20 protein-coding genes and 1 tRNA gene are annotated in these 19871 nt (G+C 62.2%); 15 read left to right on the forward strand and 6 right to left on the reverse strand.

What is annotated here, in order from left to right:
• Nucleotides 1-71: 71 nt before the first annotated feature.
• From AC07OO_RS21405 to AC07OO_RS21440, 8 genes are read left to right on the forward strand one after another with little or no spacing between them, the layout of a single operon-like run.
• Nucleotides 72-545 carry a DUF3261 domain-containing protein gene (locus AC07OO_RS21405; RefSeq protein ID WP_495084176.1) on the forward strand — a complete coding sequence of 158 codons (474 nt, stop codon included), beginning with the start codon at nucleotides 72-74 and terminating at the stop codon, nucleotides 543-545.
• A 5-nt stretch (nucleotides 546-550) separates the two neighbouring features.
• The gene (locus AC07OO_RS21410) at nucleotides 551-1738 is read left to right on the forward strand and encodes a beta-ketoacyl-ACP synthase (RefSeq protein WP_495084177.1); all 1188 of its coding nucleotides are present in this window, start codon (nucleotides 551-553) and stop codon (nucleotides 1736-1738) included.
• Nucleotides 1739-1751: 13 nt separating this feature from the next.
• Entirely contained in the window at nucleotides 1752-2258 is a 507-nt protein-coding gene (locus tag AC07OO_RS21415) for a hotdog family protein (RefSeq protein ID WP_495084178.1), read from the forward strand.
• Complete coding sequence (gene fabG, locus AC07OO_RS21420; protein ID WP_495084179.1) at nucleotides 2245-2982, forward strand: 3-oxoacyl-ACP reductase FabG; 738 nt, start codon at nucleotides 2245-2247, stop codon at nucleotides 2980-2982. Before AC07OO_RS21415 ends, fabG begins: the two co-directional genes overlap by 14 nt.
• Nucleotides 2979-4214: a beta-ketoacyl-ACP synthase gene (locus tag AC07OO_RS21425; RefSeq protein WP_495084180.1), complete on the forward strand. Its 1236-nt coding sequence runs from the start codon at nucleotides 2979-2981 to the stop codon at nucleotides 4212-4214. Before fabG ends, AC07OO_RS21425 begins: the two co-directional genes overlap by 4 nt.
• A 53-nt stretch (nucleotides 4215-4267) precedes the next feature.
• Entirely contained in the window at nucleotides 4268-4711 is a 444-nt protein-coding gene (locus tag AC07OO_RS21430; RefSeq protein WP_495084181.1) for an excinuclease ATPase subunit, read from the forward strand.
• A gap of 8 nt (nucleotides 4712-4719) precedes the next feature.
• Nucleotides 4720-5403, forward strand: a complete 684-nt coding sequence (locus tag AC07OO_RS21435; RefSeq protein ID WP_495084182.1) for a 4'-phosphopantetheinyl transferase family protein — start codon at nucleotides 4720-4722, stop codon at nucleotides 5401-5403.
• A gap of 1 nt (nucleotide 5404) precedes the next feature.
• On the forward strand, nucleotides 5405-6340 hold the full coding sequence (locus AC07OO_RS21440) for a polysaccharide deacetylase family protein (protein WP_495084183.1): 936 nt from the start codon (nucleotides 5405-5407) through the stop codon (nucleotides 6338-6340).
• Here AC07OO_RS21440 and AC07OO_RS21445 read toward each other — a convergent pair.
• On the reverse strand, nucleotides 6315-7043 hold the full coding sequence (locus tag AC07OO_RS21445) for a class I SAM-dependent methyltransferase (RefSeq protein ID WP_495084184.1): 729 nt from the start codon (nucleotides 7041-7043) through the stop codon (nucleotides 6315-6317). The genes AC07OO_RS21440 and AC07OO_RS21445 overlap by 26 nt on opposite strands.
• Before the next feature lie 41 nt (nucleotides 7044-7084).
• On the reverse strand, nucleotides 7085-7924 hold the full coding sequence (locus tag AC07OO_RS21450) for a MipA/OmpV family protein (RefSeq protein WP_495084185.1): 840 nt from the start codon (nucleotides 7922-7924) through the stop codon (nucleotides 7085-7087).
• Nucleotides 7925-8034: 110 nt separating this feature from the next.
• Between AC07OO_RS21450 and AC07OO_RS21455 the strand changes: the two genes are divergently transcribed.
• Nucleotides 8035-8111: transfer RNA gene (locus AC07OO_RS21455), tRNA-Arg, on the forward strand.
• Nucleotides 8112-8262: 151 nt separating this feature from the next.
• Here AC07OO_RS21455 and murI read toward each other — a convergent pair.
• From murI to AC07OO_RS21470, 3 genes are read right to left on the reverse strand one after another with little or no spacing between them, the layout of a single operon-like run.
• Nucleotides 8263-9120, reverse strand: coding sequence for a glutamate racemase (murI, locus tag AC07OO_RS21460; protein ID WP_495084451.1), 858 nt, complete (start codon nucleotides 9118-9120; stop codon nucleotides 8263-8265).
• A gap of 29 nt (nucleotides 9121-9149) precedes the next feature.
• Nucleotides 9150-10712 carry a fumarate hydratase gene (locus AC07OO_RS21465; RefSeq protein ID WP_495084186.1) on the reverse strand — a complete coding sequence of 521 codons (1563 nt, stop codon included), beginning with the start codon at nucleotides 10710-10712 and terminating at the stop codon, nucleotides 9150-9152.
• A gap of 30 nt (nucleotides 10713-10742) precedes the next feature.
• A complete protein-coding gene (locus AC07OO_RS21470) occupies nucleotides 10743-11351 on the reverse strand; it encodes a TIGR00645 family protein (protein WP_495084187.1) in 609 nt (202 codons plus the stop codon).
• Nucleotides 11352-11504: 153 nt separating this feature from the next.
• Between AC07OO_RS21470 and acs the strand changes: the two genes are divergently transcribed.
• Both acs and AC07OO_RS21480 read left to right on the forward strand, forming a co-directional pair.
• A complete protein-coding gene (gene acs / locus AC07OO_RS21475; protein WP_495084188.1) occupies nucleotides 11505-13502 on the forward strand; it encodes an acetate--CoA ligase in 1998 nt (665 codons plus the stop codon).
• Between the two features lie 181 nt (nucleotides 13503-13683).
• A complete protein-coding gene (locus tag AC07OO_RS21480) occupies nucleotides 13684-13935 on the forward strand; it encodes a TIGR04438 family Trp-rich protein (protein WP_495084189.1) in 252 nt (83 codons plus the stop codon).
• 64 nt (nucleotides 13936-13999) lie between these two features.
• On the opposite strand, the gene ilvD is transcribed toward AC07OO_RS21480, so the two are convergent.
• The gene (gene ilvD, locus AC07OO_RS21485) at nucleotides 14000-15694 is read right to left on the reverse strand and encodes a dihydroxy-acid dehydratase (protein WP_495084190.1); all 1695 of its coding nucleotides are present in this window, start codon (nucleotides 15692-15694) and stop codon (nucleotides 14000-14002) included.
• 104 nt (nucleotides 15695-15798) lie between these two features.
• On the opposite strand from ilvD, the gene AC07OO_RS21490 reads away from it, so the two are divergent.
• The 4 genes from AC07OO_RS21490 (at nucleotide 15799) to AC07OO_RS21505 (ending at nucleotide 19868) form a co-directional block, all read left to right on the forward strand.
• On the forward strand, nucleotides 15799-16704 hold the full coding sequence (locus AC07OO_RS21490) for a LysR family transcriptional regulator (protein WP_495084191.1): 906 nt from the start codon (nucleotides 15799-15801) through the stop codon (nucleotides 16702-16704).
• 49 nt (nucleotides 16705-16753) lie between these two features.
• The gene (gene lgt, locus AC07OO_RS21495; protein WP_495084192.1) at nucleotides 16754-17575 is read left to right on the forward strand and encodes a prolipoprotein diacylglyceryl transferase; all 822 of its coding nucleotides are present in this window, start codon (nucleotides 16754-16756) and stop codon (nucleotides 17573-17575) included.
• 131 nt (nucleotides 17576-17706) lie between these two features.
• A complete protein-coding gene (locus tag AC07OO_RS21500) occupies nucleotides 17707-18375 on the forward strand; it encodes a GntR family transcriptional regulator (RefSeq protein ID WP_495084193.1) in 669 nt (222 codons plus the stop codon).
• Complete coding sequence (locus AC07OO_RS21505) at nucleotides 18372-19868, forward strand: malonyl-CoA decarboxylase domain-containing protein (protein WP_495084194.1); 1497 nt, start codon at nucleotides 18372-18374, stop codon at nucleotides 19866-19868. Before AC07OO_RS21500 ends, AC07OO_RS21505 begins: the two co-directional genes overlap by 4 nt.
• Nucleotides 19869-19871: the final 3 nt, after the last annotated feature.

Below are 19871 nucleotides of genomic sequence, written 5' to 3' on the forward strand. Positions count from 1 at the left end.
TTCTTATAGTGCTGCTCGTCGGCGCATGTGCTGCTCCGGTTGCGCCATCCGTGCAACTGCCGCAGCCCCGCTTGGCACCAGCGGAAATGGGCGTTACGGTGAGTGTTGCGCAACGCCTGACCGTTGAGCGCGCACCGGATGGGCGACCCGTTGCAACGCGCAGCTTGGACACATTGTTGGAAATCGACGCTGAGCAGGTGCGCTTGGCCGCATTTGCGCTGGGGCAGCGCGTGCTGACCTTGAGCTGGGATGGCGTTGCGCTGAAGAGCGAGCGTCACCCGCTACTGCCAGCAGAGGTGGACGCGGCTTATGTGCTGCGTGATGTGCAGTGGATGTATGCACCACTGGAGGCATTGCGCCAGGTGTTGCCCGCCGGCTGGCAATTGGAGGAGCAGAACAACGAGCGGACGCTCAGCCACGGTACGACCCTTGTTTTGCTGATCCACTACGATTCTGCCGCCCGATGGGGCGGGCGCAGCCGGATGGAGAACCGGTTGGAGGGCTATAGCCTGACGATAGAATCCGCGCAAGAGGCGGGGAACTGACTTTCATGGTGCAGTCATCAGTTTATTTAAATGAAGTCGGTGTGGTGTGTGCCCTCGGGGCCGACAAGGCCTGCGTGCGCGCAGGCCTGTTCGCAGACCGGGTCAGTGGCGTAGCAGCCAATGCATCCATTGTTCCTGGCCAGACCTTGTTTCTGGGTGCCGTGACGCAGGCCTTGCATTCTGTTGACGGATTGCCCTATAGCTTGCGCAGCCGCAACAATGCTCTGCTGCTAACCGCTTTGCAACAAATCCGTGGGGCCGTCGACGCAGCCATTGCACGCTACGGTGCGCACCGGGTTGCGGTTGTGGTGGGCACCAGCACTGCCGGTATTGGCGAGGCGGAGGTTGCCATCGCCCAATATGCGGCGCAGCAAACCCTTCCGTCAGATTTTCATTTCAGCCTGCAGGAAATGGGCTCGCCGGTGATGGCGCTCAACGCCGAGTTGGGTTTGTACGGGCCGGTGGTCGGTGTTTCCACCGCCTGTTCGTCCAGCGCCAAGGCCTTGGCCAGTGCGGCGCGCCTGCTGAATGCGGGCATGGCCGATGCGGTCATCGCCGGTGGCATGGATGCCCTGAGCCATTTCACGGTGGCCGGGTTTTCGGCACTGGAGGCCATCAGCCCTGTGCGATGCAACCCTCTGAGCCGCAACCGTAGCGGAATCAATGTCGGTGAAGGGGGGGCGTTGTTTCTGATGACACGAGAGCCCGGTGCCGTTCGTTTGGCGGGTTGGGGCGAGTCGTCCGACGCGTACCACATCTCGGCCCCGTCTCCCCAGGGGACTGGTGCACTGGCAGCCATGCGCGGGGCTTTGGAGCGCGCGCAGATTCCGCCATCGGCCGTGGACTATGTCAACCTGCACGGCACGGCTACGCGGCAAAACGACAGCGTGGAGTCTCTGGCCGTGGGACAGGTGTTTTCACCCACCACCCCGGTCAGTTCGACCAAGCCCCTGACTGGCCACACATTGGGTGGTGCAGGCGCCTTGGAGGCGGCATTGTGCTGGCTGACACTGTGTGACAACCCGCAAGGCCTGCTGCCCCCGCACTGGTGGGATGGCGAGCTGGACCCTGAGCTGTCCCCGCTCCAGATCGTGCAACCTGGCCAGACCCTGGGCCGTGCTCCCCAATACCTGCTCAGCAATTCGTTTGCCTTTGGCGGGAGCAACGCAAGCCTGGTGCTTGCGCAGGCCTGATCGCGATTCCACCATGCACACAACCGGACACATGCCCGCAAACACGCCCAGCACTGCCCGCGTGCCAGTGAACTACCCGATCACGGCCATCGTGCCCCATGCTGGCAAGATGTGCCTGCTGGACCGTGCGATCGACGGAGAGGCGGAAGGCTTGTCCTGCGAGGTCACGATACGCGAAGACGGCCTGTTTTTTGCCAACGGCGGTGTCGATGGCTGGGTTGGCATTGAATACATGGCCCAGGCCGTGGCGGCTTGGGCCGGTTGGCGCGCGCGCCTGCGCGGTGAAGTGCCCAAGATCGGTTTTTTGCTGGGCAGCCGGCGCTACACCTGCGAACGCCCCCGCTTTGCGCTGGGGGAAACCTTGCGTGTGGAGGTGCACCGGCAGTTTCAGGCTGACAATGGCCTGGGGCAATTTGACTGCCAGATCCAGCTGGACGGGCAGACCGTTGCCAGCGCCAGCCTGACCGTGTTTGAGCCGGCCGATGCCAATGCATTTTTGATGGGGGATGTGCGTGAGTGACAAGACCGTTTTGGTAACCGGGTCCAGCCGGGGTATAGGCAAGGCCATCGCCTTGCGCTTGGCACGCGATGGTTACGACATCGTGTTGCATTGCCGCAGCGGGCTGGAGCAGGCGCAGGCGGTGGCCGAGCAGATTCGCGGCTTGGGCCGCGGCGTGCGCGTGCTGCAGTTTGATGTTGCCGACCGTGCCGCAGCATCCCGCATCTTGTTGGAAGATGTGGAGGCCCATGGCTGCTACTACGGCGTGGTCTGCAATGCAGGCATCGCCCGCGACAATGCCTTTCCAGCGATGCCACCCGAAGACTGGGATGCCGTGGTGCACACCAATCTGGACAGTTTTTACAACGTCCTGAATCCATTGACCATGCCTCTGGTGCGCAGGCGCAAGCCGGGGCGGATCGTGACCTTGTCATCGGTGTCGGGCATCATGGGCAACCGTGGGCAGGTCAATTACAGTGCGGCCAAGGCCGGCATCATCGGCGCTACCAAAGCGTTGGCGGTTGAGCTGGCCAGCCGTGCCATCACCGTGAATTGCGTCGCTCCAGGGCTGATTGAAACCGAGATGGTAGACGCGCATGTGCTGGAAGAGGCGCTGAAGATGATCCCCGCCAAACGCGTGGGCCAGCCAGGCGAAGTGGCAGCGGCGGTGAGTTTTTTATTGAGTGAAGATGCTGCCTACATTACGCGGCAAGTGATTTCTGTGAACGGGGGAATGGTCGGATGACACGTGTTGTAGTAACCGGCATGGGTGCCATCAGCCCCTTGGGCCACGACTGGGCAACCGTCCATACGCGCCTGAAGGCCAAGAAAAATGCGGTTCAGGTGATGCAGGAGTGGGAAGACTACGAGGGGTTGAACACCCGCGTGGGTGCGCTTGCACAACCGTTTGACTTGCCTCCCGAAAAGTACAACCGCAAGTCCACGCGCAGCATGGGCCGCGTGGCCCTGATGGGGGTACGGGCCAGCGAACTGGCGCTGGAAGACGCGGGCCTGCTGCATGACCCGGTGCTCAAGAGCGGGCGGGTGGGTGTCTCCTACGGTTCGTCTTCGGGCACACCCAAGTCCATGGGCGACTTCGGCCGGATGATCATCAACAAGTCCACCGAGGGCATCAACGCCACCACCTACATCAAGATGATGTCGCACACGGCGGCGGTCAATATCGGCGTGTTCTTGGGGCTGACGGGGCGCATCGTGCCAACCTCCAGCGCCTGCACATCGGGCAGCCAGGGCATTGGCTACGCCTACGAGATGATCCAAAGCGGCAAGCAGGTCGCCATGCTGGCCGGCGGCGCCGAGGAACTGGATGCCACCGAGGCTGCGGTGTTTGACACGCTATTTGCGACCAGCGTAAAACATAACGCATCCCCTGAGCTGACGCCACGTCCCTTCGACGCCAACCGCGATGGCCTCGTGCTGGGCGAGGGCGCTTGCACCCTGGTGCTGGAGTCGTTGGAGCATGCCTTGGCCCGTGGGGCCGCCATTCACGCGGAAATCATCGGCTATGGCACCAATAGCGACGGTCGCCATGTGACCCAACCCAATGCCGAAACCATGGCACAGGCCATGCGCCTGGCACTGGACGATGCGGGCTTGCCGCCTTCGGCCATTGCCTACGTCAATGCCCACGGAACCGCCACCGACCACGGGGATGTGGCCGAGTCCCACGCCACCCACAGTGTGTTTGGCGAGCGCATGCCCATTTCCTCGTTGAAGAGCTATATGGGTCACACCCTGGGGGCCTGCGGCGCGCTGGAAACCTGGATGACGATAGAAATGATGCGCAGTGGCTGGTTTGCTCCTACGCTGAACCTGGAGCAGGTAGACCCCAAGTGTGCCGCCTTGGATTACATCACCGGTGACGGGCGCACATTGCAGACCGATACCGTGATGACCAACAACTTTGCCTTCGGTGGCATCAATACCTCGCTGGTCCTGCGGCGCTGGAAAGACTGATTCCCCGTGCACAGGCCTGTACCTGTGCATCCCACCACCCTTAAGGAGTTTTCATGAAAAAAAGAATGCTGATCGCCCTGGCACTGGCCGCCACGACCGTGCTGGCCCCAGCCCATGCCCGCGATACCGCCGTCAATATCCGCCTGGCCGATGTGCTGGACATGCCCGAAGCCAAGACCAAGCTGGATGGCAGTGTGCAATTCTTCCTGGCGGGCCAGTCGACTCCCAAGGTGGTCAAAAAGTTCAATGAAGACGTTACCAATCCCAAGACCAACGCCTTTGGCAAGAGCGATGATGTCAGTTGCAAGTGGGTGATTTTGAGCGCGCTGATCAGCCTGCAAAACACCGCCAAGGAAAAGGGCGCAAATGCTGTCATTGGCATCACCAGCTATTACAAAAAGAACGAAACCACCAGCGACACCACGGTGGAATGCCACGCCGGTGGCCTGATGGCGGGTGTAGCACTCAAAGGCACCTACGCCACGGTCGAGAAGTAATTTTCGGAGTGGGTCCCCGGTTTGCGGTCCAGGTATGCGATGTGTTGCTGGCCGACTGGCAGTCGCATGGGCAGGTCTCACCAGCGCATGAAAGCCTGCGTGCCCAAGCCATAGCCAGCCCAGGACGGCGCAAGCAGTTCCTCGCGGGTCGCTGGCTTGCCAAGACGATGCTGTGCGAGGCGCTGGGTGGCACACCGGCCGATTGGCACATCAGTGCGGACCCCGACAGCAAGCCGCAGGTGTTGGGCGGCCCTGCGTACCTCTCGATCTCCCACAGCGGTGACTATGTGGCCTGTGCTGTGGGGGGTGAAGCCGTGGGAATTGACCTGGAGCGGACGAACCCCCGGCGTTCGACCGCCGATATCGCGCAGTGGGTGTGTAGCGAAGAGGAGCAACTCGCTTTGGGCGGCATGCAGGGGGACGAGGTCATGCTGGCCTTCAACCAGTTGTGGACCCGCAAGGAAGCGCGGCTCAAACAAAAGGGCTTGTCTTTTGACATGGCTGCACTGCGTGCCATCCAAACGCGCTCGTCTGACATGGCATCGGCCAACGGCGCGACTTGGCGGTTTGTACAACAGGGGCTGGTGCTATCCGTGGCGGCGAACGGTTTGGCTGCATTGCACAGCCGCTGGCCCGCGCACTGGGAGGTGGGCGCTGCTCTGTGGCATCAGTATGTGGAAATGGATGGCTAGTTTGAAATTTCTCCGAATGCTGGGTTCTGCCCGCGCATTGCCGGCCTGGTCGTTGGGCCTGTTGCTGTTCAGTGGAGGCCTGGGCGCACAGCCTGTGGCGCCGGTGCGTTTCCTGCTGACGTTTGACGATGGCCCAGACATTGTCGCCCCTTCCAGCACCGTCAAAGTGCAGCGGGCATTGGCGCAGAACCCGGTCATGCCGGGCATCAAGGCGCTGTTCTTTGTGCAGTCGGTCCACAAGCAGCATGGTGACAGCGATGCGGGCCGGCAACTGATGCACGATACCTGCGCCAACGGCCATGTGCTGGGCCTGCATTCGGGTACGCCGCGGGGCCATGTGCCCCATCCGCGCCTGGCGCCGGACGAGCTGGCCGAGTCCATCGTCCAAGGCAATCTGGCGATCACCCAACAATGCCCGGGCCCGGTCCGCTTTGTACGGCCGCCCGATTGGGTGTACACCGACGCCACGCTGGCCGCGTATGAGCAGGCTGGTATGGAGATGCTGCAAGCGGATGCCAGTGCCAACGATGGCAAGATCTACGGCTGGATCTTCAGCCTGCGCAGCCGCTCCCATTTGCGCCGCAGTCTGGAGCGGGTGGCACAGGTTCGCGCCGCCGGGCTGCTACCCGAGGCGGACGGCGTGCTGCCGGTTGTCATCGCTTTCCACGACACGAACTTGTTTACCGCCGACCGCATGGTCGAGTACTTGCAGATTTTGCAGGAGGAGAGTGCAGCCGTAGGCTTGCCGCTGTCCGATACGCCGTTCTATGCCGACCGTGATTCGCTGGAGCGCGCGGCCCACGCGCGTGCGCAAAAGCGGTTGTATGTGTGCGACAAGACAGCGCTGGCCACGCCGCTTGCCGTGCGCTGGGGCTTCAAGGATGGAGACAGCCGGCGCGGCTGCTTTCCACTCAGTGTGCAGGAGCGGCAGGAGTAGCCGCTCCGGGCTTGACGGCCACCAGGTTGACCAGGGTTTCGTTGCGCTGTGTGGGCACTTTGAAGCCCAGCCATTCGAAGAAGCCGATATCGGGCCGGCTCCACCACAGATAGGGCAGGGATATCTTCTCGTCGGGCACCTGGAATCCGGCCGACCGCACGATGGCGATGTATTCGTCGGCGGTCTTCTGCACCTCCATAGGGTGGCGGAACAGCAAGCGAATCTGCGGCGAGTGAATATAGTATTTGGTGGACTCTGCAAACAGCAGCACGCCACCCGGCTTCAGAATGCGGTAGAACTCCGCCATGGCCGCTTCTTGCTCCACGATGTGGTGGAAGGTTTGGTGGCAAAACACCACATCAAACTCGCCGTCCGCCAAACCGGTACGGGCTGCATTGGACTCCCGCAATTCCACGGCACACGCGCAGTTGCGGGCCATGTCGCCAGCGCGTGTCTGCAGGCCCGGATCGGCGTCCAAGCCCACGATGGTGGAGGGGGTGAAGCGCTGCGCCAGCTCATCAAAGGAGTGGCCAAAACCGCAGCCCACATCGATGATGCGGGGGTGTGCCGGTAGCCGCTGGGGCAAGAGCAACCTTTGCAAATCGTCCAGGGCACGGACCAATACGCTGCGTTTCCAGACCTTGGTTTTCAGAAACCAATTACCAAAACTCGTTTCCTCTACGAAGCTTGCTGTTTGTATCATGTTCAAAGTGTAAACGTCCGGGCCCGTATTTTCGATTTCGCCTAGTCGACAAGCACCCGTCGACTGGATTGGCCCAGCACCCAGGAAATGGCAATGCCACCCGAGAACCCGCTCTTCTGCGTCACCAGTGGGCTGTTTTCAAACACGGCGCCGCTCAAGTCGTCGTAGCGTGCAAAGCCACCAACCCAGAAAGACGGATAGCGCTTCCAGACGGCGGACAAGAACTGCATGCCGGCATAGCCGGCTTTGGCCTCAAAGGCGGGCCGCGTGGCCGTGGCGTATTGGGGCGCCACGCCATAGAAGTAGTCGTGCTGGTCGCGGCTGCCAAACACAGGGCCGCCCACCACGGCAAAGTTCCACCCAGTCTGGCCAAAGGGGTTGGCCACGTCAAGGTTCAGGCGCGGCGTGAACTGCCAGCCAATGGACTTGGGATCGCTCTCCACCGTCATGGCGGCGCGCAGGGGCAGAAACAGCTTGAGCTTGGCGCCGTGCTCGCTGGACTGCCACAGCTTGACGTCCACCGACGGACCCAGCTCTACGCTGGAATTCAGGTTGTGCATCCCCTGGCGGGCCTTGATGGTGTTGCTGTCCACCGGTGGCGATGCGGCCAGGCTGAGGTTGACCTCAAACCGGTCCGAGTCAAACAGCACACCGCGCACGCCGTCCTTATCCGCCTTCAGATGCTCACCCCGGTAGACCAGATAGGGAATGGGCAGCACGTCGTTGCGCATCTCCGAGGAGCCGCGGTAGGCTGGCAGCTGCAGGACGGTTACGCCCAGGCCGGCCTCCCACAGGGGTTTTTCTTCGGCGAAGGCGTTGGTTGAAAACTGGCAGCAAGTGAGCAGGATGAAGAGGGAGCAAGCAGTGCTGCCATGGTGCATGGGGGGTGTTCCTGGGTGGAGGGGGAAGGGGGCGATTTTAGCCAATGGCCTTGGGCCTGCTCTGTGGGCCGTGCGGGCGCAGCAAACATAGGTAAAATTCGGTCGCTTGACAGCCAGTAGCTCATCCGGATAGAGCACGAACCTTCTAAGTTCGGGGTAGGGGGTTCGAGTCCCTCCTGGCTGGCCAGCCTACGCCGTGCGTCCCATTGTAGCCATGCGCGCTATACATTTGCTAGCTACTCACGCATATTTGGCGAGGGCTAGCGGCTATTTTTCCTTTTAGTCATCTCCAATATACCTGCTTTGGGTATATTTGACGCCCACGTAAACGCAGCGCTTTAGGCGAGGTTCAGGGCCTGCACTTCGCCGACCTGCCATTGCAGCCAACGCTGCACCGCAGTTTGCAGGGCCTGGGGCTGGCCGGTGGTGAAGTAGGCCACGTTTGGCGCCGCGTCGCCAGCGAGTGCTAGTGATTCCGCGAGGCAATTCGCTTCTGCCAGCAGGCGGCGGGTTTGCCGGGCCACGGGAAGGCCGCCTTCCAATAGCTGGACCGACGCCCCCACCAACGTGTGCAGCACCTCGGTCGCAAAGGGGTAGTGGGTGCAGCCCAGGACGAGGGTGTCCACGCCACCACGCTCTGTGTCAAATGGGCCCATAGCCCTCGTGAAGTCTGCACATAGCGCTTCAATTTTCGTAGCATCGTCGCGCTCGATGGCATCGGCCAGGCCATCGCAGGCTTGCAGCACAAAGCGCGCCTGGCCTTCCAGCGATGCCAGCAGTGTTCGGAATTTTTCGCTGCCCAGCGTGCCGCGGGTCGCCAGCACGCCGATGTGTTTGGTCTGACTCAGCTTGGCCGCCGGCTTGAGGGCGGGCTCTATGCCCACAATGGACAGGTCGGCAAAGTCCTGTCGCAAAGCCTTGATGGCCGCCGCCGTGGCGGTGTTGCAGGCCACGACCAGGGCCTTGATACGGTGTTGCTCGACCAGGTAGCGGGTGACGGCGTAGGCGCGGCGGATAACGTGGGCATCGTCCCGCTCACCATAGGGCGCGTGGCCACTGTCGGCCACGTAGACAAAGCGCTCATGGGGCAGCTCGGCGCGCAGCGCCCGCAACACGCTCAAGCCGCCGACGCCGCTGTCGAACACGCCAATGGCGTCACCGCGCCGATCCGCGGGGGCGCTGTCGGTGTGCGGGATGTCTGCGCCTGTTGTCAATGCTGGCAGGCTCAGGCCGATGTCACTGGAATGGCCTTGAATTCGCCGGTGGCGATCTTCTTTTGCCACTCGGCCGGGCCAGTGATGTGGGCGCTGGTGCCGCCGGAATCCACGGCCACGGTCACGGGCATGTCGACCACGTCGAACTCGTAGATGGCTTCCATGCCCAGATCGGCAAAGCCCACCACCTTGGCTGCCTTGATCGCCTTGGACACCAGGTAGGCCGCGCCGCCCACGGCCATCAGGTAGGCGCTCTTGTGCTTCTTGATCGCCTCGATGGCGACCGGGCCGCGCTCGGCCTTGCCGACCATGGAGATCAATCCGGTTTGCGCCAGCATCATCTCGGTGAAGCCGTCCATGCGCGTGGCCGTGGTGGGGCCGGCTGGGCCTACGGCCTCGCCCTTGATGGGGTCAACGGGACCCACGTAGTAGATGACGCGGTTGGTGAAGTCCACCGGCAGCTTTTCTCCCTTGGCCAGCATCTGCTGGATGCGCTTGTGCGCGGCGTCGCGGCCGGTCAGCATCTTGCCGTTCAAGAGCAGGGTCTGGCCGGGTGTCCAACTGGCCACTTCGGCCGGTGTCAGCGTATTCAGGTCCACGCGCTTGCTCTTTTGGGTGTCGGGCGTCCAGTTGACATTGGGCCACAGGTCCAGGCTGGGCGGATCCAGGTACACAGGGCCGGAGCCATCCAGTACAAAGTGCGCGTGGCGGGTGGCGGCGCAGTTGGGGATCATCGCGATCGGCTTGCTGGCGGCGTGGGTGGGGTACATCTTGATTTTGACGTCCAGCACCGTGGTCAGGCCACCCAGGCCTTGGGCACCAATGCCCAGCGCGTTGACTTTCTCAAACAGCTCCAGGCGCAATTTTTCGACGCTGGAGAGTTCGGCTCCGCTGGCCGCTTTGGCCTGCAGTTCGTACATGTCCAGGTCGTCCATCAGGCTTTCCTTGGCCATCAACACGGCTTTCTCTGCAGTGCCGCCAATGCCGATGCCCAGCATGCCGGGCGGGCACCAGCCGGCGCCCATCGTGGGCACGGTCTTGAGCACCCAGTCGACCACGCTGTCGCCGGGGTTCAGCATGTACATCTTGCTCTTGTTCTCGGAGCCGCCACCCTTGGCGGCCACGGTCACATCCACGGTATTGCCGGGCACGATCTCGGTGAAGATGACGGCTGGCGTGTTGTCCTTGGTGTTCTTGCGCAGAAATTCGGGGTCGGCCACGACGCTGGCGCGCAGCGTGTTGTCGGGGTGGTTGTAGCCCTGGCGCACGCCTTCGTTGATGGCATCGTCCAGGCTGCCGGTAAAGCCTTCCCAGCGCACATCCATACCGACCTTGAGGAACACATTGACGATGCCGGTGTCCTGGCAGATGGGGCGGTGGCCGGTGGCGCTCATCTTGCTGTTGGTCAGGATCTGCGCGATGGCGTCCTTGGCCGCAGGGCTTTGTTCGCGTTCATAGGCACGCGCCAGGTGGGCAATGTAGTCGGTGGGGTGGTAGTAGCTGATGTACTGCAGCGCGGCGGAGACGGACTCGATCAAGTCGGCCTGGCGGATGGTTGTTGTCGTGGTGCTCATGGTGGGGTTCCAGCGATGGTTTGAAGAAGACTAGTGGTGATTCGTGGCTGGGTGCATCAGCCGGTCGGTGAAGGCAATCGCCATCGCGGACAGCAGGAAGGTGATGTGGATCAGCGTCTGCCACATCAGCACTTTCTCGTCGTAATTGGCGGCGTTGATAAAGGTCTTGAGCAGGTGGATGGAGCTGATGCCAATGATGGCGGTGGCCAGCTTGACCTTGAGCACCGAGGCGTTCACATGGCTCAGCCACTCGGGCTGGTCGGGGTGACTGTCCAGGTTCATACGTGACACAAAGGTTTCAAATCCGCCGACGATAACCATGATCAACAGGTTGGAAATCATCACCACGTCGATCAGGGCCAGCACCACCAGCATGATGATGGTCTCGTTGAGCCCGGTGATCTCGACGGAGTCCTTATAGCCCACGCTTTTGACCAGTTGCTCCAGCGCATGCTGATTACCAAACGCGGCTTCAATCAAATGGAACAATTCCACCAAAAAGTGCCCGACATAAACCATCTGCGCGGCAATCAAACCCAGGTACAGCGGCAATTGCAGCCAGCGGCTGGAAAAGATTGCGCGGGACAATGGGGTCAGGGACCGGTTGGAAGAGGGTTTGGGCGTCGGAGCGTCTTGCATCCCCGCATTGTAAAAGGCCGCCCCAAGCGGAAGTTGTCAGCTTGTAACTCACGCCTGCGGCAAAAGGGCTTTGTTGTGTAAAGTCAGTGACCTGTAAGTGCAGTCCAACAACATACACGCCAATTCGTATCGACACCCGAGGAGACAAACCCCATGAGCACCCCTTCGTCCGCCATCGAATCCATGCTGATTGAAAACCGGGTCTTCATGCCCAGTGACAGCATGGTCAAGAATGCCCGCGTCTCGGGTATGGATGGCTACAACGCCCTGTGTGCCGAAGCCGACAAAGACTTCGAAGGTTTCTGGGCCCGTCTGGCCCGCGAGAACGTGGTGTGGAACAAGCCCTTTACGCGCACGCTGGACGAGTCCAACGCACCGTTCTATAAGTGGTTTGACGATGGCGAACTCAATGCCAGCGCCAACTGTCTGGACAAACACATTGGCACCCCCACCGAGAACAAGACCGCCGTCATCTTCGAAGCCGATGACGGCACCGTCACCAAGACCACCTACAAAGAGTTGCTGGCCCGTGTGAGCCAGTTTGCCAACGCGCTGAAGGCCGACGGCATCCAGAAGGGTGACCGCGTGCTGGTCTATATGCCCATGACGCTGGAAGGTGTGATTGCGATGCAGGCCTGTGCCCGCATTGGCGCCACGCACAGCGTGGTGTTCGGCGGCTTCTCCGCCAAGGCCTTGCAAGAACGCATCATCGACGCCGGCGCCGTGGCCGTCATCACCGCCAACTACCAGATGCGCGGCGGCAAGGAACTGCCGTTGAAGGCCATCGTGGACGAAGGCTTGGGGCTAGGCGGCTGCGACACCATCAAGAATGTCTACGTCTTCCAGCGCACCAAGACCGCCTGCAATATGGTGGCCGGTCGCGACAAGACCTTTGACGAGGCCCTGGCCGGCAAGAGCACCGAATGCGCGCCGGTGCCCGTGGACGCGGAGCACCCGCTGTTCATCCTCTACACCTCGGGTTCCACCGGCAAGCCCAAGGGTGTGCAGCACTCCACGGGCGGCTACCTGCTGTGGGCCAAGCTGACGATGGACTGGACCTTCGACCTGAAGCCCAGCGATGTGTTCTGGTGCACAGCCGACATCGGCTGGATCACCGGCCACACCTATGTGGCCTATGGCCCCTTGGCCGCCGGCGCAACCCAGATCATTTTTGAAGGCATTCCCACCTTCCCGAACGCTGGCCGCTTCTGGCAGATGATTGAGCGCCACCAATGCACGATCTTCTACACCGCACCCACCGCGATCCGCTCGCTGATCAAGGCCGCTGAGGGCGATGCCTCGGTGCACCCGGACCGATCCAACCTATCCAGCCTGCGCATCCTCGGCTCGGTGGGCGAGCCCATCAACCCCGAAGCCTGGATGTGGTACTACAAGAACGTGGGCCACGAGAACTGCCCCATCGTCGACACCTTCTGGCAAACCGAAACCGGTGGCCACATGATGACCCCGCTGCCCGGCGCCACGCCGCTGGTGCCCGGTAGCTGCACGCTGCCGTTGCCCGGCATCATGGCCGCCATCGTGGACGAGGTGGGCAACCCCATCCCCAATGGCACGGGCGGCATCCTGGTCGTCAAGCGCCCATGGCCGTCGATGATCCGCACCATCTGGAACGACCCGGACCGGTTCAAGAAAGCCTACTTCCCCGAGGAGATGGGTGGCAAGTTGTACCTGGCCGGCGATGGTGCGGTACGCAGTGCCGACCGCGGCTACTTCCGCATCACAGGCCGTATCGATGACGTGCTCAACGTGTCCGGCCACCGCATGGGCACGATGGAAATTGAGTCGGCCCTGGTGGCCAAGAGCGACCTGGTGGCCGAGGCCGCCGTTGTGGGCCGCCCGGACGACCTGACCGGCGAGGCGATCTGCGCCTTTGTAGTGCTGAAGCGTGCCCGCCCCACGGGCGATGAGGCCAAGGCCATCGCCAAGGAACTGCGCGATTGGGTGGCCAAGGAAATCGGACCCATTGCCAAACCCAAGGACATCCGCTTTGGCGAGAACCTGCCCAAGACCCGCTCCGGCAAGATCATGCGCCGCTTGCTGCGTTCGCTGGCCAAGGGCGAGGCCATCACGCAGGATACGTCTACGCTGGAGAATCCGGCGATTCTGGATCAGTTAGGCCAAGCCTATTGAGCGCTTGCACAGCGACCTTCAAAAAAAGCCCGTAACCGCGGGCTTTTTTTACACCTGGGCCATGTATGCAGGCCACGGCTGGAGAGGCTTGGGTTACAGTGGAAAGCGTATGAAGCAAGGCCCATGGTGGCACAGTTGCGTGTGTTGGATGCGCTGCTATCGGGTGAAAGAGGAGACTGTCATGTATCTCGTGGGTTTAGGCGCCATTCTGATGGCCCTGAAGTATCTGGAAATCGGCCCGGTCGCGCTGTGGAGCTGGTGGGCCGTCATGTCACCATTTGCGGTAGCCGTTGTATGGTGGACCTGGGCCGATGCCTCGGGCTACACCAAACGCAAGGCCATGGAGCTGGAGGACCGGAAGAAGCAGGATCGCATTGAGCGCAACCGCGAGGCCATGGGCTTGCTCAGTGCCAAGAAAAGAAAAAAGCGCTGACTAAGCAGCGCTTTTGCCTGTCTGGAGCAGAGGCTTTTTGAGGGGCCGTGCCAACAATCCCGAATCAGTAGTTATCCAACACCGCACCCTTGCTGGCCGTTGATGCGTTGAACGCAAACTTGGCCTGCACGCCGCGCGTGTAGCGGGGCTTGGGTGCTGTCCATGCGGCACGGCGCTTGGCGATTTCGGCTTCCGCCACATTCAATTCCAATTTGAGTTGGTGCGCGTCGATGGTGATGGAGTCCCCTTCTTGCACAAAGGCAATCGTGCCGCCCGCTGCGGCCTCGGGCGCCACGTGGCCCACCACCATGCCCCAGGTGCCGCCGGAGAAGCGGCCATCGGTGATCAAGCCCACGCTTTCGCCCAGGCCGGCGCCAATGAGTGCGCCGGTGGGGGCCAGCATCTCGGGCATGCCGGGGCCGCCTTTGGGGCCCAGGTAGCGCAGCACCATCACGTCGCCGGCCTTGATCTTGCCGGCCAGGATGGCCGCCAGTGCGGATTGTTCGTCGTCAAAGCAGCGGGCCGGGCCGGTCATCACCGGGTTCTTCAGGCCGGTGATCTTGGCGACAGCACCTTCGGGGCTCAGGTTGCCCTTCAGGATGGCCAAATGGCCCTGGGCGTACATGGGCTTGTCAATGGGGCGGATCACGTCCTGGTCGGCGCGCGGCACATCGGGAATGTCCTTCAGCACTTCGGCGACCGTTTGGCCCGAGATGGTGATGCAGTCGCCATGCAGCAGGCCGGCGGCCAGCAGTGTCTTCATCACTTGGGGGATGCCTCCGGCGCGGTGCAGGTCCACAGCCAAGTATTTGCCCGAGGGTTTCAGGTCGCACAGCACCGGCGTCTTGACGCGCACGCGCTCGAAGTCGTCAATGGTCCATTCCACGCCCGCCGCATGGGCAATGGCCAGGAAGTGCAGCACGGCGTTCGTGGAGCCGCCCGTAGCCATGATGACGGCGACGGCGTTTTCGATGGACTTGCGCGTCACGATGTCGCGCGGCTTCAGGTCTTTCTTGATGGCTTCGATCAGCACCTTGGCCGATTCCTTGGCGGAGTTCATTTTTTCATCGTGCGGATTGGCCATCGTCGACGAGTAGGGTAGGGAGATGCCCAGTGCCTCGAACGCGGACGACATGGTGTTGGCCGTGTACATGCCGCCGCAGGAGCCAGTGCCGGGGATAGCGCGTTTTTCGATCTGCAGCAGGTCTTCGTCGCTCATATTGCCAGCGGCGTTTTGGCCCACGGCTTCGAACACGCTGACGATGTTCAGGTCTTGACCTTTGTAATGACCGGGCAGGATGGTGCCGCCGTACACATAGATGGCAGGCACATTGGCGCGCAGCATGCCCATCAGGCCACCGGGCATGTTCTTGTCGCAGCCGCCAACTACAACCACACCGTCCATCCATTGGCCTTGTACGCAGGTCTCGATGCAGTCGCTGATCACTTCACGGGACACCAGCGAATACTTCATGCCCTCGGTGCCCATGGCCATGCCGTCCGAGATAGTGGGGGTGCCAAACACCTGTGCGTTGCCGCCGGCTTCTTCAATGCCTGCAATCGCTGCATCCGCCAGTTTTTGCAGGCCACTGTTGCAGGGGGTGATGGTGCTGTGGCCGTTGGCGACACCCACCATGGGCTTCTTGAAGTCACCTTCCTCGTAGCCCATGCCGTAGTACATGGAGCGGTTGGGCGCGCGGCTCTTGCCCTCGGTGATGTTCTTGCTGCGGGGGTTGAGGATGACGGGTTTGGTGTCCATGGTGTGCTCTTCTGTGTGAGGAATGGGGTGAAGTCTGCAAAGTATGCCTCGCAGGACAAAAAGCTTCCAATATATTTTTAAGCATCAATTAATATGTGGAACATATGAGTCTTTCGCAAACCGAATTACCTTTTGTAGAGCTGCGCTTGTGGCGCCAGTTCGCGATGCTGGCCGAAGAGCTGCACTTTGGCCGTGCCGCACAGCGTTTGCACATGACCCAGCCGCCGCTGACCCAGGCCATTGCCCAGTTGGAGCAGACGCTGGGCGTGCGTCTGTTCGACCGTACCAAGCGCAGCGTGCAATTGACGGCCGCCGGGCTCACGCTGTTGCCTTTGGCCCGTGACCTGCTGCAGCGTGCCCGCGACCTGACCGCGTTGGCCCGTGCCACGGGGGTGGGGGAGGCCGGGCGTTTGCGCCTGGCTTTCGTGTCCACGGCGGGTTACTCGCTGTTGCCGCAGTGGAGCATGGCTTTTCGCAAGGAGTGCCCTGGCGTCAAGCTGGAGTTACTGGAGAGTACGGGCGATGTGCAACTGCCGCTGCTGGAACGTGCGGAGCTGGATGCCGGCTTCATGCTGCACGCGCCGGGGTTTGCACCGCCGCAGTTGCAACGCCTGACAGTGGCCAGCGAGCCGCTGGTCTTAGCCTTGCCCGAACAACACCCTTTGGCGCAACGCTCTGAACTCAATCTGGGTGACATCTGGCAAGAGCCGCTGGTGACCTTCCCGCGGCGCATCGTGCCATCCCTGTACGACGCCATCTTCGGCATGTACCACGCCGCAGAGCGCCTGCCGTTGGTGGCGCAAGAGGCGATACAGATGCAGACCATCGTCAACCTGGTCTCTGCCGGCCTGGGCTTGGCCTGGGTGCCGGCCAGTGTGCGGCAGTTCCAGCGCCCCGGTGTGGTATACCGTTCGGTGCAAGGTCCGGTGCCCCACTGCGAGACCAGTCTGGTCTGGCTGCACACCAGTCCGGTGCTGGAACGCTTCCTGGAGTTCGCGCCCCGGGGTTAAGTCGGCCGCCACACAAAAGCCCCCCGGGCTTGCGTGCAAAATACCGGCCATGCTGACCCACCCCCAAATCAACCCCGTGGCCCTGCAATTGGGTCCTATCGCCATCCATTGGTACGGTCTGACCTACCTCGCCGCCTTCGCGCTGTTCATGCTGCTGGGCCGCCTGCGGCTGCGTCACCAGCCCTTCGCCTCCATCCAAGGGGCGGGTGCCTGGTCTTACCGCGATGTGGAAGACATCTTGTTCATGGGCGTCATGGGCGTGGTGCTGGGCGGGCGCATTGGCTATTGCCTGTTTTACAAGCCGGCCTACTACCTGTCCCACCCCTTGGAGGTGTTGTATGTCTGGCAGGGGGGTATGAGCTTCCACGGCGGCATGCTGGGTGTCATTGTGGCCATGGTGTGGTTTGCCGCGTCGCGCAACAAACCTTTCTGGCAGGTGGCCGACTTTGTGGCACCCTGCGTGCCCACTGGCTTGGCGGCGGGGCGTGTCGGCAACTTCATCAATGGCGAACTGTGGGGCCGGCTGGCCGATCCGTCATTGCCTTGGGGCATGGTCTTTCACACCCCCGGCGCAGGCGATCTGCCGCGCCATCCCTCGCAGGTCTACCAGTTTTTGATGGAAGGCCTGCTGCTCTTCGTGCTGCTGTGGCTCTACGCCCGCAAGGAGCGCAAGCAAGGGCAGGTGGCTGCCGCGTTCCTGTTTGGTTATGGCGTGTTCCGCTTCATTGCCGAATTTTTCCGCGAACCCGATGCGCACCTGGGCCTGCTGTCGCTGGGCATGAGCATGGGCCAGTGGCTGTGCGTGCCCATGATTCTGGGTGGCATAGGCTTCTGGTTTTGGGCGCGGGGCCGCTCCACAACATCCAAATAAATGCAGCAGCCCCCGGGTTTGTCCGGGGGGTCATGGCCTTGCCAAAGCGAATGCTTGGCTAAATAATTATCGATAATTATTGAAAATCACCGATAACTACCACAACCTGCAAGACACCGATTGCCACCGCCATGCGCCTGGTTCACAACTCCCTGCACCAAGAAGTAGCGGTCATGCTGCGGGACCAGATATTTGCCGGCACGCTGGAGCCGGGCAGCTTTATCGACGAGGCTGCTCTGTGTGAAAGCCTCAAAATCTCCCGTACGCCGCTGCGCGAGGCGCTCAAAGTGCTGGCCGCCGAAGGCCTGGTGCGGCACGAGCCGCGCCGCGGCAGTTTCGTCAACCAGGTCACCGAGCAGGACCTGGACGAGATATTCCCGGTGATCGCCCTGTTGGAAGGGCGTTGCGCTTTCGAGGCCGCGCGCAATGCCAGCGACGCCGACATCGCCGCGCTGGATACCCTGCATGCCCGCCTGGCCGAGCACGCCCAGGCCAAGCGCATCAACGACTACTACGCGACCAATTTCACCATCCACGAGGCCATCATCACGCTGGCCAACAACCGCTGGCTGGCCCAGGCCATTGCCGATCTGCGCAAGATCCTCAAGCTGGCCCGCCTGCAGCAATTGCATGCACCGGGTCGGTTGGAGCAAAGCCTGGAAGAACACCTGGCGATCTACGCCGCCCTGCGCTCGCGCGACAGCGAAGGCGCCGATGCTGCCATGCGCACCCACCTGACGCGCCAGCGTGAGGCCCTGCGCATACTGGCGCGCGAGCAGAAAAGCAGGTTGCTGGCATGAACACCCCCGAGTGGCTGAGCCGCAGTGTCTCCAAGCTGCTTCCAACCGGAGGCACTGAGTCAAACCATGCTACAGCCCTCACGGAATCTGCACAGGCTGCTACTAAATCGGTAGCGGTTGCGAGCAAACCCGCAAGCGAGGGCGCTGTGCGCTCACGCTCCACACACGAGCGGCTGAAGGCCACGCTGCGCCACAAGGGTGAAGCCCTGTCGCCCCGCATGCTGCGCCGCAGCCTGCAAGAGCTGCAGGCCATGATCGACCCCCGCGTCAGCGAGGTCGAAGGCGGCCGCCGCGCCGCTGCCGTGGCCGCCTGGTATGCGGGCGCCACCGCACCGCGCCGGCGCGACCTGTGGCTGCTGATGAGCGAGCAGTTCGTGGCCGACCCGGTCAAGGTCAAGGCAGCGCAGGCCCAGTTCGCAGCGGCCGTGGGCACGCCCGATGAGGCCGTGGCCGAGGTCAACTACCGCCGCGCCACCGTGTCGCCGCGCCGGCGCCTGCTGCAGCGCTTCAGCGTTCACCCCGGTGGCATCCAGTTCCTGGTGGACATGCGGGCTGAAATGCAGAGCGCACTGAAGCAAGACAAGCGGCTGATGGCGCTGGATGTTGAGATGGAGTACATGTTCTCCACCTGGTTTGACGTGGGTTTCCTGGACCTGCGCCGCATCAGTTGGGATTCACCCGCCTCGCTGATCGAGAAGCTGATCCAGTACGAGGCCGTGCACGACATCAAGAGCTGGGCCGACATGAAGAACCGCTTGGACAGCGACCGCCGCTGCTATGGCTTCTTCCACCCCCGGCTGCCCGGCGTGCCGCTGATCTTTGTCGAAGTGGCCTTGGTGGATGCCATGGCCAGCAACATCACCCCGCTGCTGGACGAACTGGCCGCCGATGCGGATGTGAGCAAGGCCACGACCGCCATCTTCTACTCCATCAGCAACACGCAGACCGGCCTGCGCGGTGTGAGTTTTGGTGATTCGCTGATCAAGCGGGTCGTGGAGTCGCTGAAAGACGAGTTCCCCAAGCTCAAGACCTTTGCCACGCTGTCGCCGATTCCCGGCTTCCGGTCTTGGCTTAGCAAGAACGCCACCGCCATGCTGGCCGCGCTGGACGACAAGGAGCGGGCTGCGCTGGGCCGCGCCTTGGGTGCCGAGCCGCCAGCCGCCACGCACTTGCTGGCGGCTGCGGAGTCCAGCCTGCAGTTGCCCGACAAGTCACTCGTGCGCCAGATGCTTATGCGCTGCGCCGCCCACTACCTCGGCCAGGCCCAGGTGGACGGCAAGCCCGTGGACCCCGTGGCCCGCTTCCACCTGGGCAACGGCGCGCGCGTGGAGCGGCTCAACTGGGCGGGCGACCCTTCCGCCAAGGGCATCAAGCAGTCCTACGGCTTGATGGTGAACTACCTCTACGACCTCAAGCGCCTGGACAAGCACCGGGTCCAATTGGCGCAGGGCAAGATACCGGTTTCGGGTTCGGTGCAGCAGCTATTTTTATAAGCA

This window comes from Rhodoferax sp. GW821-FHT07G04 (assembly GCF_059418585.1).

Excerpts from the sequence above, each read along its gene's own strand:
- AC07OO_RS21505 (WP_495084194.1), top strand. The coding sequence starts at position 18,372 with ATGAACACCCCCGAGTGGCTGAGCCGCAGTGTCTCCAAGCTGCTTCCA.
- AC07OO_RS21425 (WP_495084180.1), top strand. The coding sequence starts at position 2,979 with ATGACACGTGTTGTAGTAACCGGCATGGGTGCCATCAGCCCCTTGGGC.
- AC07OO_RS21445 (WP_495084184.1), bottom strand. The coding sequence starts at position 7,043 with ATGATACAAACAGCAAGCTTCGTAGAGGAAACGAGTTTTGGTAATTGG.
- acs (WP_495084188.1), top strand. The coding sequence starts at position 11,505 with ATGAGCACCCCTTCGTCCGCCATCGAATCCATGCTGATTGAAAACCGG.
- AC07OO_RS21470 (WP_495084187.1), bottom strand. The coding sequence starts at position 11,351 with ATGCAAGACGCTCCGACGCCCAAACCCTCTTCCAACCGGTCCCTGACC.
- AC07OO_RS21490 (WP_495084191.1), top strand. The coding sequence starts at position 15,799 with ATGAGTCTTTCGCAAACCGAATTACCTTTTGTAGAGCTGCGCTTGTGG.
- AC07OO_RS21480 (WP_495084189.1), top strand. The coding sequence starts at position 13,684 with ATGTATCTCGTGGGTTTAGGCGCCATTCTGATGGCCCTGAAGTATCTG.
- AC07OO_RS21415 (WP_495084178.1), top strand. The coding sequence starts at position 1,752 with ATGCACACAACCGGACACATGCCCGCAAACACGCCCAGCACTGCCCGC.
- fabG (WP_495084179.1), top strand. The coding sequence starts at position 2,245 with ATGTGCGTGAGTGACAAGACCGTTTTGGTAACCGGGTCCAGCCGGGGT.
- AC07OO_RS21430 (WP_495084181.1), top strand. The coding sequence starts at position 4,268 with ATGAAAAAAAGAATGCTGATCGCCCTGGCACTGGCCGCCACGACCGTG.
- AC07OO_RS21450 (WP_495084185.1), bottom strand. The coding sequence starts at position 7,924 with ATGCACCATGGCAGCACTGCTTGCTCCCTCTTCATCCTGCTCACTTGC.
- AC07OO_RS21410 (WP_495084177.1), top strand. The coding sequence starts at position 551 with ATGGTGCAGTCATCAGTTTATTTAAATGAAGTCGGTGTGGTGTGTGCC.
- lgt (WP_495084192.1), top strand. The coding sequence starts at position 16,754 with ATGCTGACCCACCCCCAAATCAACCCCGTGGCCCTGCAATTGGGTCCT.
- AC07OO_RS21465 (WP_495084186.1), bottom strand. The coding sequence starts at position 10,712 with ATGAGCACCACGACAACAACCATCCGCCAGGCCGACTTGATCGAGTCC.
- AC07OO_RS21500 (WP_495084193.1), top strand. The coding sequence starts at position 17,707 with ATGCGCCTGGTTCACAACTCCCTGCACCAAGAAGTAGCGGTCATGCTG.
- ilvD (WP_495084190.1), bottom strand. The coding sequence starts at position 15,694 with ATGGACACCAAACCCGTCATCCTCAACCCCCGCAGCAAGAACATCACC.